Source organism: Paraburkholderia sp. BL9I2N2, from assembly GCF_004339745.1.
GTDB lineage: Bacteria > Pseudomonadota > Gammaproteobacteria > Burkholderiales > Burkholderiaceae > Paraburkholderia.
In genome coordinates this window covers 966,681-991,131 of record NZ_SMGP01000004.1, presented here as the reverse complement: position 1 = coordinate 991,131, position 24,451 = coordinate 966,681, and the positions used below count along the sequence as shown (strand labels likewise).

Sequence of the window (24,451 nt, the reverse complement as noted above, 5' to 3'; positions counted from 1 at the left end):
CACGATGCTGAATCTCTCCATTCGCACGTCCGTGCTGCTCGCCGGTCTTCTGCTGAGCGTCCTCGCGCATGCCGACAACGACGGCCCGGCTCGCGTCACGCCGGTCGACAACAGCGGCATTTCGATTCACACCACGATGCTGCCGCCGGCTTCGTCGGCGCCGGTGGGCAATGCTGGCCCTGCGGTGAATACGGCGGGACTCGCGAGCGGCACGACCGGCGCCGGCACCGGCGCGATTACCGCGGCGCCGCCGCCCGCCAACGCGACGCCGGGCCAGGTCGTGGTCGGCGGCAAGGTGCCGGACGAAGCGACCAAGGCGGCCGTGCTTGCGCGCTTGCGCGATACGTACGGCGCGGCCAACGTGGTCGACCAAATCGAAGTCGCCGATGTGGCCACGCCGCCGAACTGGTCCGCGAACGTGCAAAAGTTGATCGGCCCGCAGTTGAAGCAGATCAGCAAGGGCCAGTTGAAAATCGACGGCACGCAGATCGACGTGAAGGGCGAAGTGCACAACGAATCACAGCGCCAGCAGCTTGCGAGCGACATGGCGAATGCGCTGAACCCGACTTACACGATCAAGAACGGTCTGCGCGTGAGCGCTTCCGAACAAGGCCTGCTCGATCAGACGCTCGCGAATCGCACGATCGAATTCGAAACCGGCAGCGCGACGCTCACACCGCAAGGCCGCGCGATTCTCGATCAGATGGCCGCCGCGATGGGGAAAATGACGACCAAGACCGTCGCGATCATCGGGCACACTGACAACTCGGGCAACCGCACGTCGAATATCGCGCTGAGCCAGGCGCGCGCGGATGCGGTGAAGGGTTATCTGGTCGCGAAAGGCATCCCGCCGCAACAGATGACGACGACGGGCGTCGGTCCGGATCAGCCGATCGCGTCGAACGACACGACCGATGGACGGGCACGTAATAGGCGCATCGAGTTTCGTGCGGGATCTTGAGTTAGCCCTGCGTGGCGGTGTGCATGAAAAAAGCCTGGCTTCGATAGATAACCGAAGCCAGGCTTTTTTGTTTGCTGCGTTGAAGGCTTTGTTCAGCTGTTCTCTTCCGGCTTCACGCCCAGCAACTCGCGAATATGCGCGAGCGATCCGTCGTCTTTCACCACGGTCGATAGCCATTGATGCAGTGGCATATCCGCTGCCTCCGCCGCCTTGTCGGCGAAATACGCGGCAGGGTTATGCGGCTCCGTCGCGCGAAAGAACTTGGCCACCGCACGCAACTGCGCGACGGCCTGCGCGCGGCTCTGGATTCCTGCAATCGGGCTCGTCGGCATGGTCGTCAACACAGGTTCCTCGCGTTCCGGTGCGGTCTTGAAAGTAGGCTCGGCACGTTCGACTTCGTTGGGCGCAGGCGTTTTCGCGGGCGGCGGCGCTTCGGCGTTCACGCCCAGTTCGCGTGCAAAGCGTTCGGCCAGGCGGTAGACGCTTTCGTACGCGTCCTTCGCCTGACGGAAACTCGGCGCGGAGTCGGCGGCGCGCCGGTCCAGTTCCTGTTCGAGTGCGAGCATGGCCGCTTCGAACGCTTTAAGATCGACAAGCAGCGCCGAGTAAAACGCCGACGGCGTAGCGCGCTTCGACGCCTCGATCTGTTCGATCGACGGCTTGCCGCGCGCGATATCGTCGGCGTGATCCGGATCGCGCTTGACGGCTTGCGCGACGTGCGTGGCCACGTCCCAATCGATCGTGCTGTACGCATTGCCTTGCGACGACGTGAGCGGCATGGCGCGCAGCAGATCGCCGGTGCGGCCGACCAGCCACGCGACGTTGCCGAGACGATACTCGGTGTCGTCGCCTTCCGGCAGCGGATGCACGTGATCCCAGTAGCGCTCGCAAAGCCCCGTCAACAGCGCGTAGCCCTGCGAAAGACCATTGATGCCCTCGTCGATCGCGAGTGCTTCAGTGAGCCACACGGCGAGGCGCAAATCCTTGGTCTGCGTTTGCAGCAGACTGCCCGAACGCTCGACCACAAAAGGCCAATCGGCCTCCTTGATCTCCGTGACCCATTCGCCCTGATCCAGCGACGGGTCTTCGAAACGGCGCGCGTGCTGAATCGCATCGAAATCCGCTGAAAACAGCAGATCTTCGCCACAAGGCGAGGTTTCGCTGAGCGGAGCCAGCAACGTGTTCAGATTGATCGGCATGAAAGAAAGCAATAAGTATCCGGTACGGCATTAAAACAGATTGGCGCGTCCGTTCACACCACCGTGTAATCGAATTCGCCGGCCTCGCTCGCGCGCACGGCAATGCGTTCGATCGCCGCGCCGTTCGCCACACGCTCCAGCACCTGCTGCGCGATTTCGGGCAATAGCGTGCCGTTCAGAATGTGATCGACGTTGCGCGCGCCGGAGTCCACCTCGGTGCAACGCGCGAGCACCGCATCGACCAGCGACTCGTCCCACTCGAACACCGCTTTGTGATTCGACTCGATGCGGCGGCGAATCCGATCGAGCTTCAATTCGATGATTTCGGCGAGCACGTCGTCGGAAATCGGATAGTACGGCACCACTTTCATGCGGCCGAGAAATGCCGGTTTGAACGCTTTGTACAGTTGCGGACGTAAGGTCTCCGCGAGTTCGTCGGCGTCGGGCAACTCTTCCGCGCTCTTGTTCAGGCAGGCCTGCATCACCGCCTGCGAGCCGACGTTCGAAGTGAGAATGATCAGCGTGTTGCGGAAATCGATCTCGCGGCCTTCGGCGTCGTCCATCGTGCCCTTGTCGAACACCTGGAAGAACATTTCGAGCACATCGGGGTGCGCCTTTTCGACTTCGTCGAGCAGCACCACGGAATACGGATTGCGGCGCACCGCTTCGGTCAGCACGCCGCCCTCGCCGTAACCGACATAGCCCGGCGGCGAGCCTTTCAGGCCGGATACGCTATGCGCTTCCTGATACTCGCTCATGTTGATCGTGACCATCTTGCGTTCGCCGCCGTACAGCACGTCGGCCAGCGCGAGCGCGGTTTCGGTCTTGCCGACGCCCGACGGGCCGACGAACATGAACACGCCGCGCGGTTTGTTCGGGTCTTCGAGATTTGCACTCGCGGTGCGCACGCGCTGCGCGATCGCGTCGAGTGCGTGGTCCTGGCCTATCACGCGCGCGGCCAGCAGCGGTTGCAGGTTCAGCACGGTCTGGATTTCGTCCTTGACCATGCGGCCAAGCGGAATGCCGGTCCACGAAGCGACGATTTCGGCGACCACGTGGCCGTCGACCTGCAACGGCACCATCGGTTGGCCGCCTTGCAAGGCGTGCAATTCGGCTACGCGCGTGCCGAGCGTTTCGCGTGCCTGCTGTGCCTTGTCGGCTTGTTCAGGGTCAGCGCTGCTCACGCGCGCCGCGTCGATGTCCGCGCGCAAGCCGACGATCTCCGTCACCAATGCGCGTTCCTTGTCGTAGCGCGCTTCGTCTTCGGCGAGATCCTTGAGGTCTTCTTCGCGCAGGCCGCGCAATTCGGCGAGCCGTTCGTCGTGCAGCGCGCCACTCGCCACTTCGCGGTCCAGCGCGGCGATTTCAGCGTCGATACGTTCCAGGCGCTTCTTCGTGTCGTCGATGGCTGCGGGTGTCGAACTGTGCGCGAGCGCGACTTTCGCACAAGCGGTGTCGAGCACGCTGATCGCTTTGTCCGGCAGTTGCCGGCCGCTGATGTAGCGATGCGATAGACGTACCGCTTCAGTGATCGCATCGTCGAGCACGCGCACGTTGAAGTGCTTTTCCATCAACGCGGCCATGCCGCGCAACATGGCCGCGGCGAGCGTCTCGCTCGGCTCCTCGATCTTTACGACCTGGAAACGCCGCGCGAGCGCAGCGTCTTTCTCGAAGTACTTCTTGTACTCGCTCCATGTGGTGGCCGCAATGGTGCGCAACTCGCCTCGCGCCAACGCCGGCTTGAGCAGATTAGCCGCATCGTTCTGCCCTGCCTGGCCGCCCGCGCCGATGATCGTGTGCGCTTCGTCGATAAAGAGAATGATCGGATGCGGACTCTTCTTCACCTCGTCGATCACGTTCTTCAGGCGGTTTTCGAACTCGCCTTTCACGCTCGCGCCGGCTTGCAGCAAACCCATGTCGAGCACGTGCAGCGCTACGCCTTTGAGCGGCGCGGGCACGTCGGCGGCGGCAATGCGCAGCGCGAGACCTTCGACCACCGCCGTTTTACCGACGCCCGCTTCGCCTGTCATGATCGGATTGTTCTGGCGGCGGCGCATCAGAATGTCGATGGTCTGGCGAATCTCGCCCTCGCGGCCGATCACCGGATCGATCTTGCCTTCACGCGCGCGCTGCGTGAGGTTGCTCGTGTACGTGTCGAGCGCGGGCGTTTTCGACGGCGCGCCCGGCGCGGTATCGGTCGGCGTCCCATCGTCCGCGCCGCTTTCCGCGCTTTGCGTCTCATTGCTGCGCTCGACTTCGCGCGAACCCGTGGTCAGCTCATCGAACTTGTGCTTCAGGTCGGTCACGCGCACGTCGCGCAGCAACGGCGACATGCGCTCGGCGAATTGCGCGAGATCCGGCGCGGTCAGCAGCGCCAGCAGAAGATGTCCCGAACGGATCCGCCCGATCTGCGAATCGAGCGACGCAATCAGCCACGCCTGTTCGAGCAACTCGATCAGATGCTTCGAAAATACCGGCGTGCGCGTATTGCCGGTTTTCAAACGCTGCAACTCGCGCTCGAGATCCGCGCGCAATGCGTGCATGTCGATCCTGCTCGCGCGCAGCACCAGCGCGACGTCGCTCGCTGGTTCGTCCAGCAGCGCCAGCACCACATGCTCGAGGTCGACCTCGTAGTGACCGCGCGCAAGACAATTGTTCGCCGCCAGCAAAGCAGCCTGCCGGCAGGTCGGGTTCAGTTTGGCGATCAGGGTATTGAGGGACGTACTCATGTCGTGCGGTCCGGGTCCGGGTTCTGTCGTTATGGTCAGTGAATCACGTGCAATTCGTAGCGGGCATCCGCGCGGTCACGGTCGGCTTCCTTCGTGCAGAGGAACGCGTCCCAGCCGAGGCGCGCGCCCTTGCTCAACAGGCTCGGTCCGACGGCCTCGCGACGCAGCACCAGCGACACCTCGTATTCGAGCGTGACGCCCGCGAGCAGCGTGAGCATGCGTTCGAGCGCCACCGCGCGATCGGCGCCCGGTAAAAACGCTTCATAGTCGGCCTTGTCGAGCGGTCCGATCACGAGACGCGCGCGCATGTCGCGTTGCCAGACGCGCTCGCCCGCCAGCGCGGTCGCGCCGAGCGTCGCGTTGACGCTGCCGAGCAAGGTCAACTGATCGCGTGGCACGTCGTACCATTTACCGATGAACTGCTCGACGCGCACCGGCACCTTGAAGTACTCCGACAGCGTGCGTTGCAAATAAGCCGCCGATACCGGGCGATGCCGCGCAGCCAGCGCGTAACCGGCAATCGCCTCGTCGAATAGCGCGCCATCGCCGCTTTGCAGGCTGTTACGCGTATCGTCGTCGGAGACGCCGGCGAGCGCGAGCAGCAAAGGCAAATAGCGTTCGTCGCGATCCAGCTCGTAGTGAAACGGTAAGCGGTATTTCTTCCACGCCGCGTAGAACAGCGCCGTCGCACGATTCGAAAACACGTCGAAAAACTCACGCGCGGCGCGATCCCGCTTGATCTGCTCACGCGCGATGATCTGCTCGGTGTAATGCAGCGGCAATGCGCCCTGCCCGCCGAGCAAACCGAAAAAAGCCGGTGTGATATCGACCTTGTCGAGCGAGCCGTTTTCGAGCGCCACCGTGCGTTGTGCTTTTTCCTTCAGCGCCGCGCCTGCGTCGTCGTAAGACTGCGCGCCGTGAATCTCGCTCGGCGGAAACGACATCGACAGCGAATTGCGAAAGGCAATCCGCCGCGCGACGATTTCGCCGGGACGTCCGGTGTGGGTTGGCGATTGCTGCGCGAACCACTTCTCGAGAATCCGCACCGCCTGAAAAAATTCGAAGCGATGCGGCTCGTCGAGAAGCTGCTCGACTACGCCAGGATCGATTCGCCGCTGCGCGGTTTGCATCGCAGAATCTCCTCGCCAGTGCGCTTCGACACGACGACCAGTTGCACAAAGCTGTTCAGATGCACGTACAGCCCAAAAAACGTGTCGATCACGCGCACGAACGACGCGAGACTCGTGCCGACGAAATGCTCTTCGTCGATCGTCAAACGAATCTCGATGCCGCGCACGAACGTGGCGAACGGTTTGCCCGGCAGCCATTGCACGGCGGCGCGCTGTTCGATGCCGACCAGCCCGTCGATATGCCGCGCGGACACCGCCGTGCGCCGCAAGTCGTAGAGCACGAGCATTTCCTTGAGCGCCGACAAGCCGCTATTCGCGAGCGATACGTGATTCAACGCCAGATGCGAGATCAGCCGCCAATGCGCGGCGCGTCCGCGCTCGAAGCGCACGCTCGGCGTAGGCCGGCGCAGCATCGAGATGCTGCCGGTCAGCGAGCCGCCTTCGAGAAACAGATCGCCGCCTTCGAGTCCCACCGCGAGGCCCGCGGGCAAATCGCGATTGGTACACGTCAGATTGAGACTCAAGGTATCGGTTTGCGGCGCGGCCGGTTCGAAGTCGATATCGACGATCGAGATTTCAGTCTCGTAGCCGGGGCTTTTCTGCGCGACCCAATCATTGCGCCGTGCGAACCAATAGTGACCCGCACGCGCCGCTTCGCCGTGATGCAATGAATAGAACGGCCGGAATTCAATTACCGATTCTTCATTCGCCTGTTGCCTGACGAGCTTCACCGAATCGATCGAATAGACTTCGTAGGCAAACGCGCGACGCGCTTCGGCGATCACCGGATACGAAATCGCCTGATGGCTGATACGGATCGGCTCGCCGTGCTGTTCGAACAGATTCACCACCGGCGTGCAGAACAGGCGGAAATGATGCGCGGCCAGTGAATCCAGCAGCCGCGCAATGTGCGAGTCGCTGCGCACTTCCTTCAACACGACATGCAGCGTCAAACGCTGGCAGCGGCCGCTTGCGCGTGTCATCGCCGCCAGATCGAAGTCGGCGAAGTTGAATTTCTCGGGGAACGCGAAGTATTCGGTCAGCAACCGGTACGCCGGGTGCGATTTGGCCGGATAGTCGATCAGCGCGTCTTCTTCGTCGAAACCGGCTTGCACGACCGGCGATTCGCGCAATTGTTTCCACACGCCGCGACGGTCGGCTTCCACGTAAGTGGCCATTCCGTTGATGAACAGACAATCCGCCAAGGCCGCGATAAAAGACTGCTCGCCGTGCAGATGCGTGCGCAGTGTCCCGACTTTCAGCGCGGAGAGATCGAGTTGCGCCGCCGTCGATTCAAAGGTGATCGACACGATCGCCGTGGCATTGCCCGGCAGCACGGTGGCACTCGGCGCCATCGCCACCGACGTGTATTTCGCCTCCGAGATGCGGATCGGCGCCAGCGTCACGTCGTAGGCGGTACGGAAACGGCATTGCACGCCACGAATGGGCCGCGACTTGAGTTCGGTGCCGCGTTCGACCCGAACCGGTTCGGTCAGATGACTCAGCGCGGTGGACGTGCCCAACTGAGCAATCGAGCACGACGGAAACGGCCGCAGGTAGTGCGGATACAGCACTTCCAGCAGCGCCTCGGTGAATTCGGGGTAATCGTCGTCGAGTTTCTTGTTGATGCGCGCGCCGAGCAACGCGAACGATTCGATCATCCGCTCGACGTGCGGGTCCTCGCAGTGTTCGCCGGACATGGCCAGACGCGCCGCGATCTTCGGGTAGCGCTCGGCGAAGTCGCGCGAATAGCGCCGCAGAAATGACAACTCGCGCTCGTAATACGGCAGCAATTCTTCCATCGATCTATCCCCGGACCTGAAGCCTCTCCGCCCAAACTATCGCCACCGTCGCGCGTAACGGCTGCGGCAAAGCGGTACAAAAGCAACTGCTAGACAACGCCGCTACGCGAATGCAGCGGTTGAAAATTCTGCTACTACAGCTTCGCGCGTGCGCGCGTCACCGAGTATTGCAACGTGGAAGGCTGCAGCATCGCATCGAAACTCACCGGTTCTTCCGCCGGATGGACCACCAACAGCGCCTGAATCGCGAAGTTCAGCGCATTGGTGGATTGTTCGTTCAATTCGAGCGTGACCGCCACCTGCTGCAAGCGCGGCTCGTGCCGCGCAATGGCCTGTTGAATCGATTTGCAAATGAAGGTGCGGTCGTAATGGCTTGCGAGGCTCAGGCCCGCGAAATCATTCAGACCGTACGTGAGCACCGAGCGCTGGCATTCCGGCAGCGCCGCCAGTTCGTGCTCGGTCAGCGCAATGCGCGTATTCAGGATCGCCTCCACGTCGCGCGCGACCGTGCTCTTCAATTCATCCAACGACAATTGCCGCATCGCCGGGGAAGCCGGCAGATGCGGTTCGTCGTCGAACAGCTTGTCGAGAAAGCTGGGTTCGAAGCGTTTCATCAGCGTCCGAAGAAACGGATCGATGCAAGGCACACACCGTGAGCGACAACCCTTTCGAGCCCCGCGCGCCGCGTGCACCCGCGCATCAGACCGCGTACGTCTTGTCGTTCTTCGTCAGGCTCCACGCGCCTTGCGCGTTGCCGCCCTGGTTGCCGCCAATCTTCTGCTGCGTGTACTTCCACTGCACGGCGGCGTACTTCAGCGAGAACTGTTCGGTCGGCAGGCCTTCGCCCACCACGCTCGGCGTCACGCTCGAAATGATCACGTACTTGAGTTTGACTTCCAGGTACTTGATGCGATTGCCTTCGCCATCCGAACGCATGAAGTCGATCGTGACTTCGTCGAACGTCGTGCCGCCGGACGCGTGTTGGTAGATCAGCGGGCTGACCACGTCGATGTCTTTCGTGAACTGCATGTCGGCATGTTCGCAACGCTCGGAGGTGTGACCACCTGCGGTCGAGGCGGTTGCCGAACGCGGTTGCGTGATCGAGTGGCTCCACGAATCGATTTCGATCCAGCCGGCGTGATCCTTATCGGCGGACTCGCCCTTGATCGCCGGATTGCCGAATTTTAAATAGATATCCTTCATAACTCATCGACTCCCCAAAGAGGTGGTTTTAACAGCCAACCCGGGCGGCCAGCGCGGGTTGGCTGACTTGCTTTATGAATTAGCCGGTTTCGGCAGGTCAGCGACAAGCCGCAAAGAGATCGACAGCTCGTCCAGTTGAAAGTGCGGACGCAGGAATGCGACCGAACGATACGCACCAGGCTTGCCCGGAATCTCCGAGACCTGTATCGATGCCTCGCGCAGCGGGAACTGCGCCTTCTGCTCCTGCGTCGCGTTGTCGTCCAGCAGCACGTACTGCGAGATCCAACGGTTCAGGAATACTTCGACGTTCTGTGCCGATGCAAAGCTGCCGATCTTGTCGCGCATCATCGCCTTCAGGTAATGCGCGACGCGCGATACCGAGAAGATGTACTGCAATTGCGCGGACAACACTGCGTTGGCATTCGCGCTGTCGGTGCTGTATTTCTTGGGTTTCTGCACCGATTGCGCGGCGAAGAACGCGGCGTAGTCCGAGTTCTTGCAGTGCACGAGCGGAATGAAACCGAGGTCGCTCAGTTCCTTTTCGCGGCGGTCGGTGATCGCGATTTCAGTCGGGCATTTCAGCGCGACTTCACCGTCATCGGTCTTGAACGTGTGGGTGGGCAGATCTTCCACCAGACCGCCGCCTTCCACGCCGCGAATCGCCGCGCACCAGCCGAAGTCGTCGAATGCCGCTGTCAGGCGTGCGGCGAATGCCCATGCCGCGTTACACCACAGGTATTTGCTGTGGTCCGTGCCGTCCACGTCTTCGACGAAGTTGAAACCCTCGGCCGTGGCGCCGTCTTTCGGATTGAACGGCAGGCGACCCAGAAAACGCGGCAGCGTGAGACCGACGTAGCGCGAATCTTCGGCGTCGCGGAACGACTTCCACTTCGCGTATTCGACCGTGTCGAACACCTTGCCGAGATCGCGCGGCTTGCCGAGATCGGCAAAGGTTTCAAGGCCCATCAATTCGGGCGACGCCGACGCGATGAACGGCGCATGCGCGGCCGCCGCGACGTGTGACATCTGCTCGATGAAGTACATGTCTTCGGGCTGGCGTGTCACTTCGAAGTCGCCGATGATCGTGCCGAACGGCGAGCCGCCGAACGTGCCGAATTCTTCTTCGTAGATCTTCTTGAAGAGCGCGCTCTGATCGAATTCGATCGCCGTCTTGAAGTCGCGCACCAGGTCGCGCTTGGGCGCATGCAGCGCCTTGATCTTGACCGTTGCGCCGGTATTGCTTTCCTTGCACAGATAGTCCAGACCGCGCCACGTGCTTTCCATGCGCTGGAATTGCGGCGCGTGCATCACCGCGCTCAACTGCGCGGAGATCAGGCGGTCGAGTTCGGCAACGCGTGCGTCGATGGTAGCCGACAGGTTGTCGGACACGACCACGGTGCCGTCGAGCACCTGATGCACGAGTTCGCCGATCAGGTCTTTCGCGCGCGCGTGCTCGGAATCGGACTTCGCCACGCGGCTTTTCTCGACGATTTCGTCGAGCAGCGTGGATTCCGTACCGCTTTGCGCGGTAGCGAGTTGGGCTGCTGCCGTTTGCTGATTCATCTCACACCCCGTGCTTATTCGCCCTGCTTGTCGTGGTCCGGCGCGCCGCCGTGCTGGTCCGCCGCGTTGCTCTGGTCTTTCGCCAGCGTTTGCAACTGCTGCGTGTTGTTGAGCACTTCGCTCAGCAGGTCTTCGAGTTTGTCGTTGCCGGCCAGCTTGTTGCGCAGATCGGCGAGCTTCGAGCGCGCTTCGAGCAGGCGCCGCAGCGGTTCGATTTGCGCGACCACTTCGTCCGGATTGAAATCGGCCATCGACTTGAAGCGCAGGTCGACAGCGAATTTGCCGCCGGCTTCGCTCAGGCGGTTTTCCACCTGAAACGCGGCGCGCGGCTCGATCGCCTTCATCACGTCGTCGAAATTATCGCGGTCGATATTGACGAACTTGCGATCGCGCAGCTTCGGCTGCTCGACTTCAGACTGCCCCGCCAGATCGGCGACCACGCCGACGACGAACGGCAACTCCTTCACCTCGATCGCATCGCCGCGCTCGACCTCATAGGTCAATTGAACGCGGGGCGGCCGCACTTTTTGCAAGCGTTTTTGAATGCTTTCTTTCTTCGCCATCGTCGGCTCCCGGTGCTGATGGATCAGGCGTGTGGATCAGCGCAGCGCGCTGAACGGATCGGACGCGCCGCCGCTTTGCGCGGCTTTGGCGGGTGCGGCAGGCGCTGCCGGCGCGGCGGGAGCAGCCGGCGTGGCGGCGGGCGCCGCGGCGCTGGTGGTGGTCGCGGTGGCTTCCGGTGCGTCCACGGCCTTGCCCTTGGCGACGTGACGAATCACGCGCTTTTTCTTCACCGCCTGCTTGTCGCTCGCGTCGGGCGGGAACAGCGTGGCTTCGCCGAGCGTGTCGCGCAGCTGCTTGGCGAGCGCTTGCGCGTCCGACTTCGCATCACCCGCGAGCGACGCGTCCTGACGCAATTCGCCGAGCGATTGCGTGGCGACGCGCAGGCCGGCCACCGCCAGCACGCTCTTTGCCTGACGATCGGTCTGGTCGCGTTGCAGCGCTTCTTGCGCGGCAACGATAGCCTGGCCGTAATGGCCTTGGGTGAACTGGATCTGCGCAATACGCGACCACGGTTCTTCACGCGTCGGATCGGATTTGGAAAGTTGCTGATAAAGCGCGATAGCGCGATCCTGATCACCGCCCTTTGCGACGGTATCCGCATCCGCAAGTTGCTTATTAAAAGCCTCCGGTGTGCTCGCCACGTTGCCCTGTGTCGCGCAACCGGCCATCACGCCGCATGCCAACACAACCCCAGATAGTTTTACTAACAGACGCTCATTCATCGTTTTTCACCGACGTGCGAATTTTCTAATTCAAGGAGAAACCGGAGTTTTTGCTTTGCTTCAAGTGCGCGGGTATAGTACAGGCCAATTTTCGATAATTCAACTTTCGTGTGAAGAAGGATTGCACGAAAAAAATGCATGTGGATCATTTAAATGAAACATGCAGAAATTGTTTCCTGCTGCAATAGCGGTGATGCGGGTACCGGAAAAAATTTCCACTCGCCGCCCGCAAACACAGGAGCACCGGTAGTTACATGCGCGTTGCATAAAGCGGCATTACGCGGCATAGCGTGGCTGCAAATTTGCCGGATTGAATTCGTTATTGGTGTTTTGACGGGGGACGGCGCCGAGCCGGTCGATGTATATGAATTCGCGTGTTATTCGCTATGCATCGCTATTGATTGCTCATGCGGCCGCCTGCGCGCTACTGGGCGGCTGCGCGGCCGGCGTGACGGTGCTGGGAGCCGCTGCCAACGCGGCTTTGCAGGCGAGCGGCCTCGGCAAGCCGGACCTGCCGGATGCCCAGAAACCGCCGCGCAATGTCGGCCTTACCTTATATGCCGCGCCGAATCTGAATGCCGCGAATGACAAACGGCCATTGGCGCTGGTGGTACGGCTTTACACGCTGAAAGACCCGACTTCATTCCAGCAGGCGCCATTCGACGCATTTACCGATCCGGCCAAGGAAAAGAGCACATTGGGCGGCGATTTGCTGGGCGTGCGTGAAGTAACACTGATCCCGGGCCAGCGCTACGTTGTTACCGAAAAAGTCTCGCGTGAAGCGCAGGCATTCGGTATCGTCGCGCTATTCCGTGATCCGGCGATGCAGCGCTGGAAATTCGCCTTCGACCCGGCGAAGTCGGAGAAATCCGGCATAATGATCGGCCTGCATAACTGTGCAATGACGGTGACCAACGGCACCGTGATCCCGCCGGAACAGGGATTGCCCGCGCAATCGCTGAATATGCTTTCTTCGGTAAGCTGCGGATAAAGATGCCGGTCAAATACGATTTAACAGTTTTTAGAGAATTAACAATGCGGCGCTCGAATCGGTTATCTCCGGGTGCGCCACACGCTGAACGCATATAACAGGTTTGAGATGAGTTATTCCGCAAAAGTGCTCTGGGGGGAAGGCCTGTTTCTAAGGCCGCAGCATTTTCAGCGTCAGGACGCCTATCATGAGGCGCGCCTGTTCGAATCGATCCAGGCGATCCAGCCGTACAACTGGGGCGTGCGTTCGGCGCGCTTCGACCGCGACGCGCTCGGCAGCAACGTGCTGCGTGTGAGCGAACTCTCGCTGGTGTTCCCCGACGGCGCGCTCTATTCCGCCCCGCAAGCCGACGACCTGTCGCCGCCCATCGCGCTGGATACGCTGCCCGACGGCATCAACGAATTCACGTTTTATCTCGCGCTGCATCCGCTGCGCGAAACCGGCGCGAACTACGCGCAGGACAGCAACGCCGGTTTCGTGTCGCGTTACGTCAGCGAGCAGACGCCGGTGGCCGATCATTTCACCGACGCCGCCGAAGCCGACATCACCTTCCTGAAGACCAGCGTCAAACTCATCGCGCACAGCGAGCCGCGCGACCAGTTGTTGTCGGTGCCGCTCGTGCGCGTGCGCCGCACGGCCACCTCGGGCTTCGAGATCGACGACAACTTCGTGCCGCCCTGCCTCGCCATCGACGCATCGCCGATCCTGCATCAGCGCCTGCGCCAGCTGATCGACGCACTACAGGCCAAGGTCAATGCGCTGTACGGTTTTCACCGCGAGCCGACCAAGAACATCATCGAGTTCCGTTCCGGCGACATCGCTTCGTTCTGGCTGCTGCATACCGCGAGCGCGGCATTCGCTTCGCTCGCGCACCTGTACCAGCATTCGGCGCTGCACCCCGAACGTCTGTTCCAGGAACTGCTGCGCCTCGCCGGCCAGTTGATGACGTTTTCAAAGGGCTATGCGCTGTCCGACTTGCCGGCTTACCGGCACGACGATCCGGGCCCCGGCTTCGCGCGCCTCGACACGATCCTGCGCGATCTGCTCGAAACCGTGATCTCCACGCGCTACTTCGCGATCGCGCTCGAGGAAGTGCGTCCGTCGTTCCATGCGGGCCGCCTCGACTCGGGCAAGATCGACGACAAGACCATGTTCTATATCGCGGTGTCGGCGGACATGCCGACCGCCGAACTCGTGGAAGCCGTGCCCGCGCGCTTCAAGGTCGGCGCGCCAGACGACGTCGACAAACTGGTGCTCTCGGCCATGCCGGGCGTGCGGCTCGTCTACACGCCGCAGGTGCCGCCCGCCATTCCGGTTCGTCCGGGTGCGTGCTACTTCTCGTTCGAAGCGCGCGGCGCGCTGTACGACCGTATGTTGCAGGCCCAATCGGCAATGATCTACGCGCCGTCGGGCATCAACGATCTTCAACTCGAACTGATCGCCGTCACATCATGAGCTACGCGCCATCCCTCTTTGGCGGCAGCACGCCTTCCGCCGCGCCCGCACCCATCACCGAGCCGAGCTATCAGGTCCGCTCGCTGCTCGATCTCTTGTACGACGGCTTCTTCATGCTGTTCCTGTTGAAGAACGGTCGCGAACCCGGCGACGCGCAGGAATTCAGCCAGCGCATCCAGCAGTTTCTCGGCGACTTCGAGCGCGGCGCGAAGAAGCTCAATGCGTCGGCCGAAGATGTCTACGCATCGAAGTTTGCGTTCTGCGCGGCTATCGACGAATCGGTCTTGTCGTCCACCTTCAGGATCCGCACGGAGTGGGAGCGCCGGCCGCTGCAACTCGTGCTGTTCGGCGAGCAACTGGCGGGCGAGAAATTCTTCCAGTATCTCGAGGAGTGCCGCGCACAAGGCGCGGCGCGTTTGCAGTCGCTCGAGGTATTTCACATGTGCCTGCTGCTCGGTTATCAGGGCAAGTATCTGCTCGAAGGACCGGAGAAGCTCGCGTATCTGACCGCGCGCATCGGTGACGAAATCGCGCATCTGAAGGGCAAGCGCGCGCAGTTCGCGCCGCATTGGCCGCTGCCGGATCAGGTCGCGCATCGTCTGAAACGCGAGGTGCCGTTGTGGTCGATCGGCGCCGTGTTTGCGCTGGTTGGATTGCTGGCTTATCTCGGCCTGAATACCTATCTGCGCGATCAGACCTTGCGCTCGCTCGCGCCGTATTCGCAGGTGGTCAAGCTCGGGCCGCAATCGGCTACGTTGACGATTTCGTTGCCTTAGAGCCGCGTCGATCCATAGGCACTTTGTGGCCCGCCATCGCGCGGGCTTTTCTTCGTCCTCGACGGCCTGGATATCCGCATGGAATCGGCCAGTGTAAAACTTCGTCAAGAATAAATCGTCCTATATACAAGCCCGCAAGAGCAATGCTAGAAGGAGTCTTTCTCCACTACGAAAAAAACGATGCCTGTGTTCTGTAGCTTCACACTCAATCGAAAAGAGACTTCGCAGCTGGTCTGCTCCGGCTTCGGCCAGGTCGAGGCTTACTCAGGGCAGAAGATAGGCCGGGACAACCCGGACGAAGTGGCCGATGTGGATGTCGGCCCGATTCCTCCCGGCACCTACTACATCGTGGATCGGCAATCGGGTGGGCGCTTCGGCGGGCTAAGAGATTTTATTGCCGAGCACATGGGTAGTACTGACCGACACAAGTGGTTCATGCTCTGGAATCCGCACGGCGGCGATCTCACTATGATCAATGGTATCCGGCGAGGCCAGTTTCGCCTTCACCCCGAAGGCGAAAGGCGTCTCAGCGAAGGCTGCATTACCGTCAAGAATCCGGCTGATTTTGAACGCCTCCAACGTCATATCCGCGCGTTCGAACCCACAATGCAAATGCCCGGAACTGACATGCGAGCATACGGGCGGGTCGACGTCCGATGAGACATGCACGATTGCTTCGATGGTGCGCTAGCACGCTCGCAGTATGGTTGGCATTGGGCACAGCACTCGCTTGGGGATCGCAACAGCTTTCGTTTGAAATACCGCTATGGCTCGCGGACTTCGTGAGACGCCTGCTGCGTTCGCTGTATCCCGCCTGGATGCCCGATGCCTACGATATCGAGGCGTGGACTAACTTTATCCTCATCGTCTCGGGCTATCTGATCGCGGCCGTCGTTGTTGTATTCACAAGCGTAGTCGCATGGAAGCACCTGTCCAGCAGGCGATAGGCTTCGGGGTGCCAACTTTGTGGCCCGCCAGCAAATGCGGGCCATCTCCATCTAGCGCTGAAGCAAAGCTTATTGAGACTCTTCCGCCCACACGGCATTTTCGCGCGCCATCAGCGCCGTGGATGCCGCCGGTCCAAACGTGCCCGCCGTATAACCGCGCGGCTTTTCGCCCGATTTGCCCCAGCCTTCCAGAATCGGTTCGGCCCACGCCCATGCCGCTTCGAGTTCGTCGCGCCGCATGAAATGCGTGAGGCGTCCGCGAATCACGTCGATCAGCAAGCGCTCATACGCTTCCGCGCGACGCTCGGTGAAGGCTTGCTGCAAATCCAGATTCAGATTCACCGGCAGCATATGCATGCCGCTGCCCGGCTCTTTCGCGAGCACCTGCAACTGGATCGATTCTTCCGGCTGCAACTGGATCACCAGACGATTGCCGTAATTGCGACCGCCCTTCGGAAAGATCGAGAACGGCAGTTCGGCGAATTCGATGACGATCTCCGACACCTTCTTCTGCATCCGCTTGCCGGTGCGCAGGAAAAACGGCACGTGTGCCCAGCGCCAGTTGTTGATATGCGCGCGCAATGCCACGAAGGTTTCGGCGCGGCTGCCCGCCGGCACATTGTCTTCTTCCTGATAACCCTTCACGGCCTCGCCATCCACGGCGCCCGCTGTGTACTGGCCGCGCACGGTATCGCGCGCGATGTCCTCGGGCGTCATGGGCCGCAGCGAGCGCAGCACCTTGAGCTTTTCGTCGCGGACCGCGTCCGGGTCGAGCGACACCGGCGGCTCCATCGCGACGATGCACAGCAATTGCAGCAAGTGGTTCTGCACCATGTCGCGCAGCGCGCCGGTTTTATCGTAGAAGCCCGCACGGCTGCCCACGCCGACCGTCTCCGCCACGGTGATCTGCACGCTCTTGATGTACGGCGCTTGCCACAGCGGGCCAAAAATCGGATTGCCGAAGCGCAGCACCATCAGGTTCTGCACGGTTTCCTTGCCGAGGTAGTGGTCGATCCGGTAGATCTGCGCTTCGCTGAAATGCTTGCCGACCGCCGTGTTGATTTCCTGCGCGGAGGCCAGATCGTGACCCAGCGGCTTCTCGAGCACGATGCGTGAGTTGGCGTCCACCAGTCCCGCCGCCGAGAGGTTGTCGCAGATATTCGTGAACAGATCCGGCGACGTCGCGAGATAGAACACGCGGCGCACGCCTTCACGCGATACTTCTTTCAGGCGCTGATAGTCTTCGACCGAATCGACGTCCATGCGCACGTATTCGAACAGCGCGAGAAATTTGTCCCAGGCGCCGGCATCGAATGCTTTCTTTTCGATGAAGGGCTTGGCCTTCAGCTCCATGAATTCGTTGATGTACTCCTCACGCGACCAGGGCTTGCGGCCGATCGTGAGAATGCGGGTGTCCGGCGGCAGATTGCAGTGCAGATGCGCCATGTAGAGCGCGGGCAGCAGCTTGCGAAACGACAGGTCGCCGGTGCCGCCGAAGATGATCATGTCGAGCGGCAGGTCGGGAGTGGCAGAAGCGTGGTGGGTCGTCATAGCGCGGTCGCAGCGTCGTGAGGGATAAGGCGTCGGTCAACGGGCAGAAAAAAGCAGCAGCGCCGTGCCGGCGGACCGGCACTTTTTCTGGCAAACGCCTATGGTGCAACGTTTTGAGATTGTTTGCACGGCAACATGTGCCTCAGGTTAGCGCAATATGCCAACCGGACGCCATAAAGGCCTGTTTTCAAGGCCTTTTTCGATGCTCGCGAGCCACGCCCTATGCTGTTGCAAAGCACGCCCGCAGGCCGCTTACGCGGCCCTCACACGCACGTTTTTTCGCCAAGCCTTCAACCACCTGACAACGCCTCGCGCGCCACGCGGCACGCCGCCAGATCCCACGCGGCGCAGCCGACGCTTTTAAATACGACCGGTTTTTTTTGCGGCAACAACGCTGGATTGTCGAGCACCGAGGCGATGCCGCCGACCTGAGCCCAGTCCACGCCCGCCTGAATGAAGTCGCCGGCTTCGTGGCGGGCGCCCGCTTCATCATCGACGAAAAGCGCGCTGCCGCCGAGGGTGCGCGCGCCGATCTCGACCATCGCCGGCGTGAATGCGCCGACGCCGATCACGAGCCGCTCCGCGCGCGCCGCTTCGTCGTAGACGGGCTGTCTGCTAGTGGTCAGCGCGATCACCACGTCGACCGAATCGGGGATCGTGGCGCCGGGTTGCATCAGCGGTTGAAGATCGCGCGCCTTGTCCCGATGCGCGGCGCAAAACGCCTCGGCGCGCGCGGGCGCACTGCCCTTCACCCACACGCGCGCGTCGGGAAACAGTTCGCCGATCGCCTCCAGATGGTTGAGCGCCTGCGTGCCGGTGCCGATCAACAGGAATTCGCGCGGCGTGCCGGCGGCGAAGGTGTCGACGCCGAGCATCGAGATCGCCGCCGTGCGGCGTCCCGTCACGGTCGGGCCGTCGAGAATGAAAAGCGTCTCGCCGGTGTCGGCGTCGAATGCCATCACTTTGCCGTGGATGGTCGGCAGGCCGCGCGCGCCGTTGCCCGGGCACACGTTGACCAGCTTGTGGATCGCGAGGTCGGGCGCGGTGGCGGGCATCGACAGCATGATGCCGTCTTCGTTGAGCGGCACGACGAGCCGCTCGGGACTCGCGATGCGCTGCTGCGCGTAGTCGATCGTCGCGCGCTTGAGTGCGTCGACGAGCGCTGCATAGGGAATCAGCCGCGTGGTCGCGGCGGCGTCGAAAGTCTGCGTGGTCGGGTGGGTCATGGGCAGGTCGTTCCAGTCCTTGGCAGAAGGTTGAGTTCGTATGGGCTAGCAGGCGGCGGGCGTTTCGTTCGGCCGGCGCGACGATTGGATCACCATCAGCAGATCGCCCGCCTCGATTGGACACGGCTCGTCTTCGTAAAACGACAGCACGCGTCCCGCGCGCACCAGGCCGACCACCACCGCGCCCGGCAACGCATTGCTCCAGCGGCCGACTTCCTGCGCCGTCGCCTGACGTTCGACCAGGTTGACGCGGCCGCGTGCCGACAAAAGATCGTTCACGAAGGGCACGATGTATTCGCTGTCGACCGCGTCGGCGAGCAGCAAACCGCCGATCTTGGTCGACGAGACGATCACGTTCGCGCCGGCCTGGCGCAACTGGCGCTGATAGGTCTGCTCCTGAATCCGCACGACGATCTTGGCCTGCGGCGCGACGCTGCGCACGGTCAGCGTGAGCAGGATCGCGGTGGCGTCGTCGGTGACGGCAATGATGATCGCGCGGGCAATATGCACCTGCGCCTGCTGCAACAGATCTTCGCGCGACGGATCGCCGAGCAGGCCGGCGACGCCGAGCCCCGTGGCCGCTTCGAGCGCCGCCTGCTGCGGATCGATCACGACGATCGATTCCGCGGCGAAACCGCTTTCCAGCAACTCGCGCACCGCGACCGAACCGCTCAATCCGTAGCCGCAAATCACGACGTGATCGCGCAACCGCTTTTGCAGGCGTTTCATGCGGAATTCCTCGATGACGCGTTGAATGACGAACTGATAGGCGGTGCCGAGAAACACGAACCAGATGACGATGCGGATCGGCACGATGAAAAAGGCGTCGATGAGCCGCGCGCGGGCGGTCACCGGTACGATGTCGCCATAGCCGACGGTGGCCACGGTCACCATCGTGAAGTACATCAAATCGACGATGCCGAGAACTTTGCGGTTAGCGTCGCGCAAGCCGTCCCGATCGATGTAGAGCACGGCGAAGGCGAGCACGCACAGGCCGACCACCAGATAGACGCGATGCAACAGCATGCGCTGCGGCGACGCCGCGGGCCGCGTGAACAGCGTGCGGGCGCGCGGCGCCTGCCAGGGCGTGCGGGCGCGGCGCGACAAACGGAAGCGCGGCGGACGTGGCTCCGGCTTGGGCGAATCAGGCACGCGGCGGCTCCGGGAGTCGAGGACAAGCGATTCTACGACGCCGCGCGCGCCCTGGGGCCGGATCGGGAAAGCGCGGCGGTAAGTCGCGCGACGACGGGCGCGTTAGCGCGCGGTTGAAGATCGGTTCGACACAGCCTGATCAGCCTCGCGCATGGCCGTGCGTTCAAGCCAGGCTAAAGCCGAAAGCAGCCGCGCCGCCATCACTGCGACGTGTCTTTGTCGCCGCCCTTCTTGCCACCCTTGAACATCGCGCGGCACGCTGGGCTGAGTTCATCGACGTGCTGCTTCATGCAGGCGGTGATCTTGTCTTCGTTGGGAATGTCGGCGGCGCAGAAATGCATGGCGTCGCCACGGCAGGCCTTGGCCTGATCGTCGCGGCTGGCAGCGTCCGCCGAGGCGGCGGAGCCAAGAGCCATCAAGCTGGCGGCAAGGAGGGCGTAGGTTCGTTTCATGGCGGTTCCGGTAGCGCAGAAGTCGGTACCGGCTATCCAGCAGAAAACGGGCCCGAACATCGCGCCCACCGGACGCCCCACCCGCCGCACGTCGCGCCTAGCGCGCGATCCGGCTGAGCGTCATGCCGCGCCCGGCGTAGAAACGCACCATGGTTTCGAACGGTAGATACACATCGGCCTGATGCGGCGCGATGCCCGAGGGATTGTGAAACCACACGCCATCGCGGCCGCGTCCGTGCAGCAGGATCAGATGACCGCCTTGGCGCTGATTGGGCCGCTCGGGATAGCGGATTTCGGGGCTCACGGAAACGATCGCCAGCGTCTCGGCGTTCAGGCGCGCGGCCATGTCTTCGATGGACGCCTGCGGCAGCACGTCGACCTGAACGCCGAACGCGCCAGCCACCCAATCGGCAAACGGCCGATAGATCAAACCGTCGACGCCGCCATCCTCGCGCATGCGGTACACGCCATGCCGCAACGCTTCGTCGAGCAGCGCGGCGCGCGGTGCGTGTTCGATGCGCCAATAGTCGAGCGCCGACTCGAGGCACGTCAGGCCGCACAGGCGCCTGGCCCAGAAGCGGTAACGCTCGGGATCGGAGAAGCCGCTGCGCTGCCAGCCGGGATCGGCGCACGGATCGCCGTGCTGCTCGACGATCCGGCCAACCCAGTCGGGGCTGCCCCATTGCGTGTAGTACGGCACGCCGGCGTGGCGCAAGGTCGGTTCGTTCATTGGTGGTGCGGGAGGAAGATTGAGACAGAAGTTTTTTACAGCATGCTGCGAGGCCGTTGCATCGTGCCGTCGAAGAAACGCTGCAGACGGAACGCCGACAGATCGAGCGACGCCTGGCCGCCATCGTTCAATTCCGCGAGCAGCTTGCCGACGATCGGCCCCATCGCGAAACCGTGACCGCAAAAGCCGGTGGCGATCGTCAACCCGCTGACCTGCGGCGGCGCGTCGATCACCGGAATGCCGTCGGGCAGCACGTCGATCAGACCGGCCCACGATTCGACCACCTGCGCGTCTTTCAACGCGGGGAACAAGGCGCGCAGTTTTTTCAACGCCCGGGGCGCATGGCCCACGTTCGGCTGCGGATGCGGATCACGCGGATGCAGCACGCGTTCGTGATTCGACACGCCGCCTGGCAAACGCTCGCGCAGATCACGCAGACATGCGCCGTTCAGGTGGAAGCTGAACTTCTCGCGCTGCGCCCACAACTCGGGCAGGAACCACTTGAGCGCGCGGAAATGGCCGAGCGTCATGTCGACGTCGACCTGCATGTCGTCGGCGAGATTGATCGCGCCGTTCGCGCGCTGCCGCACGCCGAGGCCGTGGCCCCAGAACGTCGACGCGCTGATGCGCGGCAGCGGATTGGTGCGCATGCAGGTGCCGCGCACCGCCTGCTGCGGCAGTTCGAGTCCGAGCGTTTTGAGCAGACGCCAGCTGCTGGCGCCGGCCGCGCAGATGAAGCGCGAGGTGCGCAGCGTGCCGCGCTCGGTGACCACGCCGGCAATCGCACCGCCCGCGCGCTCCACGCCGATCACGCCGCAGCCTTCGAAAAAGAGCGCGCCGGCCTCGGCCGCCCGCGCCGCGAAAGCAGCCGCGGCGCGACGCGGTTCCGCCTGGCCATCGCTCGGCGTGTAGAGGCCGCCGAGCGCCGGAGCGTGCATGCCGGTCACGACCGTGTCGATCTGCTTGCGGTCGAGCGTGCGCGTATCGAGCCCATGCTGACGGGCAACGTCCATCCATTGCTGGAACGAGGCCCAGTCCTCCTCGCCGGTCGCCACGTACAGACAGCCGCCCTGACGCCATTCGAGATCGAAATTCAGCTCGCTCTCGAGTTTTTTCCACAGCGGGATGCCGGCCATCATCAGCGGCACTTCGGCGGATTCGCGGCCCTGCTGACGCACGAATCCCCACGCCCGCGACGACTGCTGACCCGCGATCCGCGATTTGTCGAGCACCACCACCGAAAGGCCACGGCGCGCCAGATAGTAAGCGGCGGCGCAGCCCATGATGCCGGCGCCGGCGATCACCACATCGGCATGGTTCGGGAACACCTGGTCGGCGGAAGTGAGGCTCGCGTGCAACGGGTAAGTCGTGGTCATCGGGCGGGCAGGTTTTAAGTGTGGGCGTAATCTTCGCAGGCGGCCCGGTTGTCCGCAATGCCGCTGTGCCTGAAGACCGACTGTGCAAGCGCGTTGAAGCGCGTCCGCGGGGCTCTCATGCCATTCGCGCCGTTTATTCGCCACACAGATATCTGCATTTTATTCGCCAAACAGATATACGTAAAATATGCGTCACACGAATATTTGACAAATATTCGTGTGACGCATAAAGTGCATTTATTCGTGTCGCGGATAATCTGCCATGCTCCACCTCATCGCCACGCCGGACCAGATGGCCCAGCTGCTTGCCGCCAGCCGGCGGCAAGCCGGCCTCACGCAGGCCGAGGCCGCCGCGCGGATCGGCGTCAGCCAGAGCCGCATTTCGGCCTTCGAAACCGACGCCGCCGCACTCACCCTCGCACAATTGCTGGCCTTGTGCGGCGTCTACGGCCTGCAATTGCAGTTGCGCGACAAGAGTCAGGCGCTGCCGGGCCCGGCGCCGTTGAGCGAGTGGTGAGCATGGGCCGCCAAACTCACTCACGTGCGCTATCGGTATGGGCCAACGGCGAGCGCGTCGGCGTCTGGCGCCTGCCCGCTCGCGGGCCCATGGAGTTCGCCTACGATCCCGCGTGGGTCGCCTCGCCCGCGGGACGGCCGCTGTCGCTGTCGCTGCCGTTCACGCCGGGCAACCTGGCGCAAAAAGGCCCGCGCGTCCTCAACTATTTCGACAACCTGCTGCCCGACAGCGAGGCGATCAGAAAACGCATCGGCCAACGCTACCAGACCGAGACGCTCGATGCGTTCGATCTGCTGCAAGCCATCGGCCGCGATTGCGTGGGCGCCGTGCAGTTGCTCGCCGAAGACGACTCGCCGCAAGGCGTCGAACGGATCGAGGGCACGCCGCTCACGGACAGCGAGATCGAGACCATGCTGGCGCGCACGGTCAGCAACCCCGCGCTCGGCGCTCCGGACGAGACGGACGACTTCCGCATCTCGCTCGCCGGCGCGCAGGAGAAAACCGCGCTGCTGTGGCACGACGGCAAGTGGCAGCGGCCGCATGGCGCCACGCCCACCACGCACATTTTCAAGTTGCCGCTCGGCCTCGTCGGCAACAAGCTCGCCGACCTCAGCACCTCGGTTGAAAACGAGTGGCTCTGCCTGCGGATTCTGCGCGCCTATGGCCTGCCGGTCGCCAATACGGAGATCATGGCGTTCGGCAAGCAGCGGGTGTTGAGCGTCGAGCGCTTCGACCGGCAAATGCATTCGAGCGGGCAATGGCTGTTGCGCCTGCCGCAGGAAGATTTCTGCCAGGTGTACGGCGTGCCGTCGCATCGCAAATACGAAAACGAAGGCGGCCCGGGCGTGCTCGACCTCGCGCGGATTCTTCAGCAATCGGTCGAGGCGCGGCAGGACATCGAAACGTTGCTGGCAAGCCAGATTCTGTTCTGGATGCTGGCGGCGCCGGACGGCCACGCCAAGAACTTCAGCATCCGCCTGCTGGCGGGCGGCCATTACCGCCTCACGCCGCTTTACGACGTGATGTCGATCTGGCCGGTGGAAGGCAGCGGCCCGAACCAGTGGTCATGGTTCAAGGCGAGGCTCGCCATGGGCATGTGGTCGCGCAGCAAGCACGACGCGTTTCGCGACGTGCAGCGGCGCCACTTCAACATCATGGCGCTGAAGTGCTCGTACGGCGCGGACGCGGAACCGCTGATCCAGCGGTTGATCGAACAGACGCCCGGCGTGATCGAGCGGGTCTCGGCGGAATTGCCCGAACGCTTTCCGGCCAAGGTCGCCGAGCGGATTTTCAAAGGCCTGAAAAACTCGGCGGCGAAGCTCGGCACGATGTCTGCTGGTTAGAGGTTTTCGAGCGGCCGGCATCGGGCGACATATTTCTCTTCAGATGCAGCGAGGTTTCATCG

The 24,451-nt window shown here is 62.6% G+C and carries 22 protein-coding genes; 7 read left to right on the top strand and 15 right to left on the bottom strand.

Annotation, left to right across the window (positions count from 1 at the left end; all coding sequences use genetic code 11):
* Positions 1 to 4: 4 nt before the first annotated feature.
* Positions 5 to 961 carry an OmpA family protein gene (locus tag B0G74_RS40900; RefSeq protein WP_132382938.1) on the top strand — a complete coding sequence of 319 codons (957 nt, stop codon included), beginning with the start codon at positions 5 to 7 and terminating at the stop codon, positions 959 to 961.
* Positions 962 to 1,053: 92 nt separating this feature from the next.
* Here B0G74_RS40900 and tssA read toward each other — a convergent pair whose 3' ends face one another.
* The 9 genes from tssA to B0G74_RS40855 form a co-directional block, all read right to left on the bottom strand.
* Positions 1,054 to 2,160, bottom strand: coding sequence for a type VI secretion system protein TssA (gene tssA, locus B0G74_RS40895; RefSeq protein ID WP_132383299.1), 1,107 nt, complete (start codon positions 2,158 to 2,160; stop codon positions 1,054 to 1,056).
* A 53-nt stretch (positions 2,161 to 2,213) separates the two neighbouring features.
* Positions 2,214 to 4,889 (bottom strand): type VI secretion system ATPase TssH, encoded by a 2,676-nt coding sequence (tssH, locus tag B0G74_RS40890; RefSeq protein ID WP_132382936.1) that lies wholly within the window; start codon positions 4,887 to 4,889, stop codon positions 2,214 to 2,216.
* A gap of 35 nt (positions 4,890 to 4,924) precedes the next feature.
* Entirely contained in the window at positions 4,925 to 6,019 is a 1,095-nt protein-coding gene (gene tssG / locus B0G74_RS40885) for a type VI secretion system baseplate subunit TssG (RefSeq protein ID WP_132382934.1), read from the bottom strand.
* Complete coding sequence (gene tssF / locus B0G74_RS40880; RefSeq protein WP_132382932.1) at positions 5,983 to 7,821, bottom strand: type VI secretion system baseplate subunit TssF; 1,839 nt, start codon at positions 7,819 to 7,821, stop codon at positions 5,983 to 5,985. The genes tssG and tssF overlap by 37 nt, the downstream gene beginning before the upstream one ends.
* Positions 7,822 to 7,955: 134 nt before the next feature.
* Positions 7,956 to 8,435, bottom strand: coding sequence for a type VI secretion system baseplate subunit TssE (tssE, locus tag B0G74_RS40875; protein ID WP_007176945.1), 480 nt, complete (start codon positions 8,433 to 8,435; stop codon positions 7,956 to 7,958).
* A gap of 85 nt (positions 8,436 to 8,520) precedes the next feature.
* On the bottom strand, positions 8,521 to 9,024 hold the full coding sequence (locus B0G74_RS40870; protein WP_020070381.1) for a type VI secretion system tube protein Hcp: 504 nt from the start codon (positions 9,022 to 9,024) through the stop codon (positions 8,521 to 8,523).
* Between the two features lie 72 nt (positions 9,025 to 9,096).
* The gene (gene tssC / locus B0G74_RS40865; RefSeq protein ID WP_132382930.1) at positions 9,097 to 10,587 is read right to left on the bottom strand and encodes a type VI secretion system contractile sheath large subunit; all 1,491 of its coding nucleotides are present in this window, start codon (positions 10,585 to 10,587) and stop codon (positions 9,097 to 9,099) included.
* Between the two features lie 14 nt (positions 10,588 to 10,601).
* Positions 10,602 to 11,150, bottom strand: a complete 549-nt coding sequence (tssB, locus tag B0G74_RS40860) for a type VI secretion system contractile sheath small subunit (RefSeq protein WP_106280696.1) — start codon at positions 11,148 to 11,150, stop codon at positions 10,602 to 10,604.
* 36 nt (positions 11,151 to 11,186) lie between these two features.
* Positions 11,187 to 11,873 (bottom strand): tetratricopeptide repeat protein, encoded by a 687-nt coding sequence (locus B0G74_RS40855; protein ID WP_165924027.1) that lies wholly within the window; start codon positions 11,871 to 11,873, stop codon positions 11,187 to 11,189.
* A gap of 364 nt (positions 11,874 to 12,237) precedes the next feature.
* Here B0G74_RS40855 and tssJ point away from each other — a divergent pair, with 364 nt between their 5' ends.
* From tssJ to B0G74_RS40835, 4 genes are all read left to right on the top strand, one after another.
* The gene (tssJ, locus tag B0G74_RS40850; protein ID WP_132382928.1) at positions 12,238 to 12,864 is read left to right on the top strand and encodes a type VI secretion system lipoprotein TssJ; all 627 of its coding nucleotides are present in this window, start codon (positions 12,238 to 12,240) and stop codon (positions 12,862 to 12,864) included.
* A 108-nt stretch (positions 12,865 to 12,972) separates the two neighbouring features.
* Positions 12,973 to 14,319, top strand: a complete 1,347-nt coding sequence (tssK, locus tag B0G74_RS40845; RefSeq protein ID WP_132382926.1) for a type VI secretion system baseplate subunit TssK — start codon at positions 12,973 to 12,975, stop codon at positions 14,317 to 14,319.
* Positions 14,316 to 15,095 carry a type IVB secretion system protein IcmH/DotU gene (gene icmH / locus B0G74_RS40840; RefSeq protein ID WP_132382924.1) on the top strand — a complete coding sequence of 260 codons (780 nt, stop codon included), beginning with the start codon at positions 14,316 to 14,318 and terminating at the stop codon, positions 15,093 to 15,095. The genes tssK and icmH overlap by 4 nt, the downstream gene beginning before the upstream one ends.
* A 180-nt stretch (positions 15,096 to 15,275) precedes the next feature.
* Positions 15,276 to 15,755: a DUF2778 domain-containing protein gene (locus tag B0G74_RS40835; RefSeq protein WP_132382922.1), complete on the top strand. Its 480-nt coding sequence runs from the start codon at positions 15,276 to 15,278 to the stop codon at positions 15,753 to 15,755.
* 356 nt (positions 15,756 to 16,111) lie between these two features.
* Here the strand turns inward: B0G74_RS40835 and zwf are convergent, their stop codons facing one another.
* From zwf to B0G74_RS40805, 6 genes are all read right to left on the bottom strand, one after another.
* Positions 16,112 to 17,593, bottom strand: coding sequence for a glucose-6-phosphate dehydrogenase (zwf, locus tag B0G74_RS40830; protein ID WP_132382920.1), 1,482 nt, complete (start codon positions 17,591 to 17,593; stop codon positions 16,112 to 16,114).
* A gap of 290 nt (positions 17,594 to 17,883) precedes the next feature.
* A complete protein-coding gene (gene lhpI / locus B0G74_RS40825; RefSeq protein WP_132382918.1) occupies positions 17,884 to 18,819 on the bottom strand; it encodes a bifunctional Delta(1)-pyrroline-2-carboxylate/Delta(1)-piperideine-2-carboxylate reductase in 936 nt (311 codons plus the stop codon).
* A gap of 45 nt (positions 18,820 to 18,864) precedes the next feature.
* Complete coding sequence (locus B0G74_RS40820; protein ID WP_132382916.1) at positions 18,865 to 19,971, bottom strand: potassium channel family protein; 1,107 nt, start codon at positions 19,969 to 19,971, stop codon at positions 18,865 to 18,867.
* Between the two features lie 200 nt (positions 19,972 to 20,171).
* Complete coding sequence (locus B0G74_RS40815; protein ID WP_132382914.1) at positions 20,172 to 20,423, bottom strand: hypothetical protein; 252 nt, start codon at positions 20,421 to 20,423, stop codon at positions 20,172 to 20,174.
* Positions 20,424 to 20,520: 97 nt separating this feature from the next.
* Positions 20,521 to 21,153 (bottom strand): C39 family peptidase, encoded by a 633-nt coding sequence (locus B0G74_RS40810; protein WP_132382912.1) that lies wholly within the window; start codon positions 21,151 to 21,153, stop codon positions 20,521 to 20,523.
* Positions 21,154 to 21,188: 35 nt separating this feature from the next.
* On the bottom strand, positions 21,189 to 22,529 hold the full coding sequence (locus tag B0G74_RS40805) for an FAD-binding oxidoreductase (protein ID WP_132382910.1): 1,341 nt from the start codon (positions 22,527 to 22,529) through the stop codon (positions 21,189 to 21,191).
* Positions 22,530 to 22,791: 262 nt separating this feature from the next.
* Between B0G74_RS40805 and B0G74_RS40800 the strand changes: the two genes are divergently transcribed.
* Positions 22,792 to 23,046 carry a helix-turn-helix transcriptional regulator gene (locus B0G74_RS40800; RefSeq protein WP_132382908.1) on the top strand — a complete coding sequence of 85 codons (255 nt, stop codon included), beginning with the start codon at positions 22,792 to 22,794 and terminating at the stop codon, positions 23,044 to 23,046.
* Between the two features lie 2 nt (positions 23,047 to 23,048).
* The gene (locus B0G74_RS40795; RefSeq protein ID WP_132382906.1) at positions 23,049 to 24,389 is read left to right on the top strand and encodes a type II toxin-antitoxin system HipA family toxin; all 1,341 of its coding nucleotides are present in this window, start codon (positions 23,049 to 23,051) and stop codon (positions 24,387 to 24,389) included.
* Positions 24,390 to 24,451: the final 62 nt, after the last annotated feature.

Bases quoted from the DNA above. Each gene is read 5' to 3' on its own strand.
- B0G74_RS40805 (WP_132382910.1), bottom strand. From the start codon at position 22,529: ATGACCACGACTTACCCGTTGCACGCGAGCCTCACTTCCGCCGACCAG.
- B0G74_RS40800 (WP_132382908.1), top strand. From the start codon at position 22,792: ATGCTCCACCTCATCGCCACGCCGGACCAGATGGCCCAGCTGCTTGCC.
- tssK (WP_132382926.1), top strand. From the start codon at position 12,973: ATGAGTTATTCCGCAAAAGTGCTCTGGGGGGAAGGCCTGTTTCTAAGG.
- B0G74_RS40835 (WP_132382922.1), top strand. From the start codon at position 15,276: ATGCCTGTGTTCTGTAGCTTCACACTCAATCGAAAAGAGACTTCGCAG.
- B0G74_RS40900 (WP_132382938.1), top strand. From the start codon at position 5: ATGCTGAATCTCTCCATTCGCACGTCCGTGCTGCTCGCCGGTCTTCTG.
- tssJ (WP_132382928.1), top strand. From the start codon at position 12,238: ATGAATTCGCGTGTTATTCGCTATGCATCGCTATTGATTGCTCATGCG.
- B0G74_RS40855 (WP_165924027.1), bottom strand. From the start codon at position 11,873: ATGAATGAGCGTCTGTTAGTAAAACTATCTGGGGTTGTGTTGGCATGC.
- tssG (WP_132382934.1), bottom strand. From the start codon at position 6,019: ATGCAAACCGCGCAGCGGCGAATCGATCCTGGCGTAGTCGAGCAGCTT.
- tssB (WP_106280696.1), bottom strand. From the start codon at position 11,150: ATGGCGAAGAAAGAAAGCATTCAAAAACGCTTGCAAAAAGTGCGGCCG.
- tssA (WP_132383299.1), bottom strand. From the start codon at position 2,160: ATGCCGATCAATCTGAACACGTTGCTGGCTCCGCTCAGCGAAACCTCG.
- zwf (WP_132382920.1), bottom strand. From the start codon at position 17,593: ATGACGACCCACCACGCTTCTGCCACTCCCGACCTGCCGCTCGACATG.
- B0G74_RS40870 (WP_020070381.1), bottom strand. From the start codon at position 9,024: ATGAAGGATATCTATTTAAAATTCGGCAATCCGGCGATCAAGGGCGAG.
- tssH (WP_132382936.1), bottom strand. From the start codon at position 4,889: ATGAGTACGTCCCTCAATACCCTGATCGCCAAACTGAACCCGACCTGC.
- lhpI (WP_132382918.1), bottom strand. From the start codon at position 18,819: ATGACCCACCCGACCACGCAGACTTTCGACGCCGCCGCGACCACGCGG.
- tssF (WP_132382932.1), bottom strand. From the start codon at position 7,821: ATGGAAGAATTGCTGCCGTATTACGAGCGCGAGTTGTCATTTCTGCGG.
- tssE (WP_007176945.1), bottom strand. From the start codon at position 8,435: ATGAAACGCTTCGAACCCAGCTTTCTCGACAAGCTGTTCGACGACGAA.
- B0G74_RS40815 (WP_132382914.1), bottom strand. From the start codon at position 20,423: ATGAAACGAACCTACGCCCTCCTTGCCGCCAGCTTGATGGCTCTTGGC.
- B0G74_RS40795 (WP_132382906.1), top strand. From the start codon at position 23,049: ATGGGCCGCCAAACTCACTCACGTGCGCTATCGGTATGGGCCAACGGC.
- B0G74_RS40810 (WP_132382912.1), bottom strand. From the start codon at position 21,153: ATGAACGAACCGACCTTGCGCCACGCCGGCGTGCCGTACTACACGCAA.
- tssC (WP_132382930.1), bottom strand. From the start codon at position 10,587: ATGAATCAGCAAACGGCAGCAGCCCAACTCGCTACCGCGCAAAGCGGT.
- icmH (WP_132382924.1), top strand. From the start codon at position 14,316: ATGAGCTACGCGCCATCCCTCTTTGGCGGCAGCACGCCTTCCGCCGCG.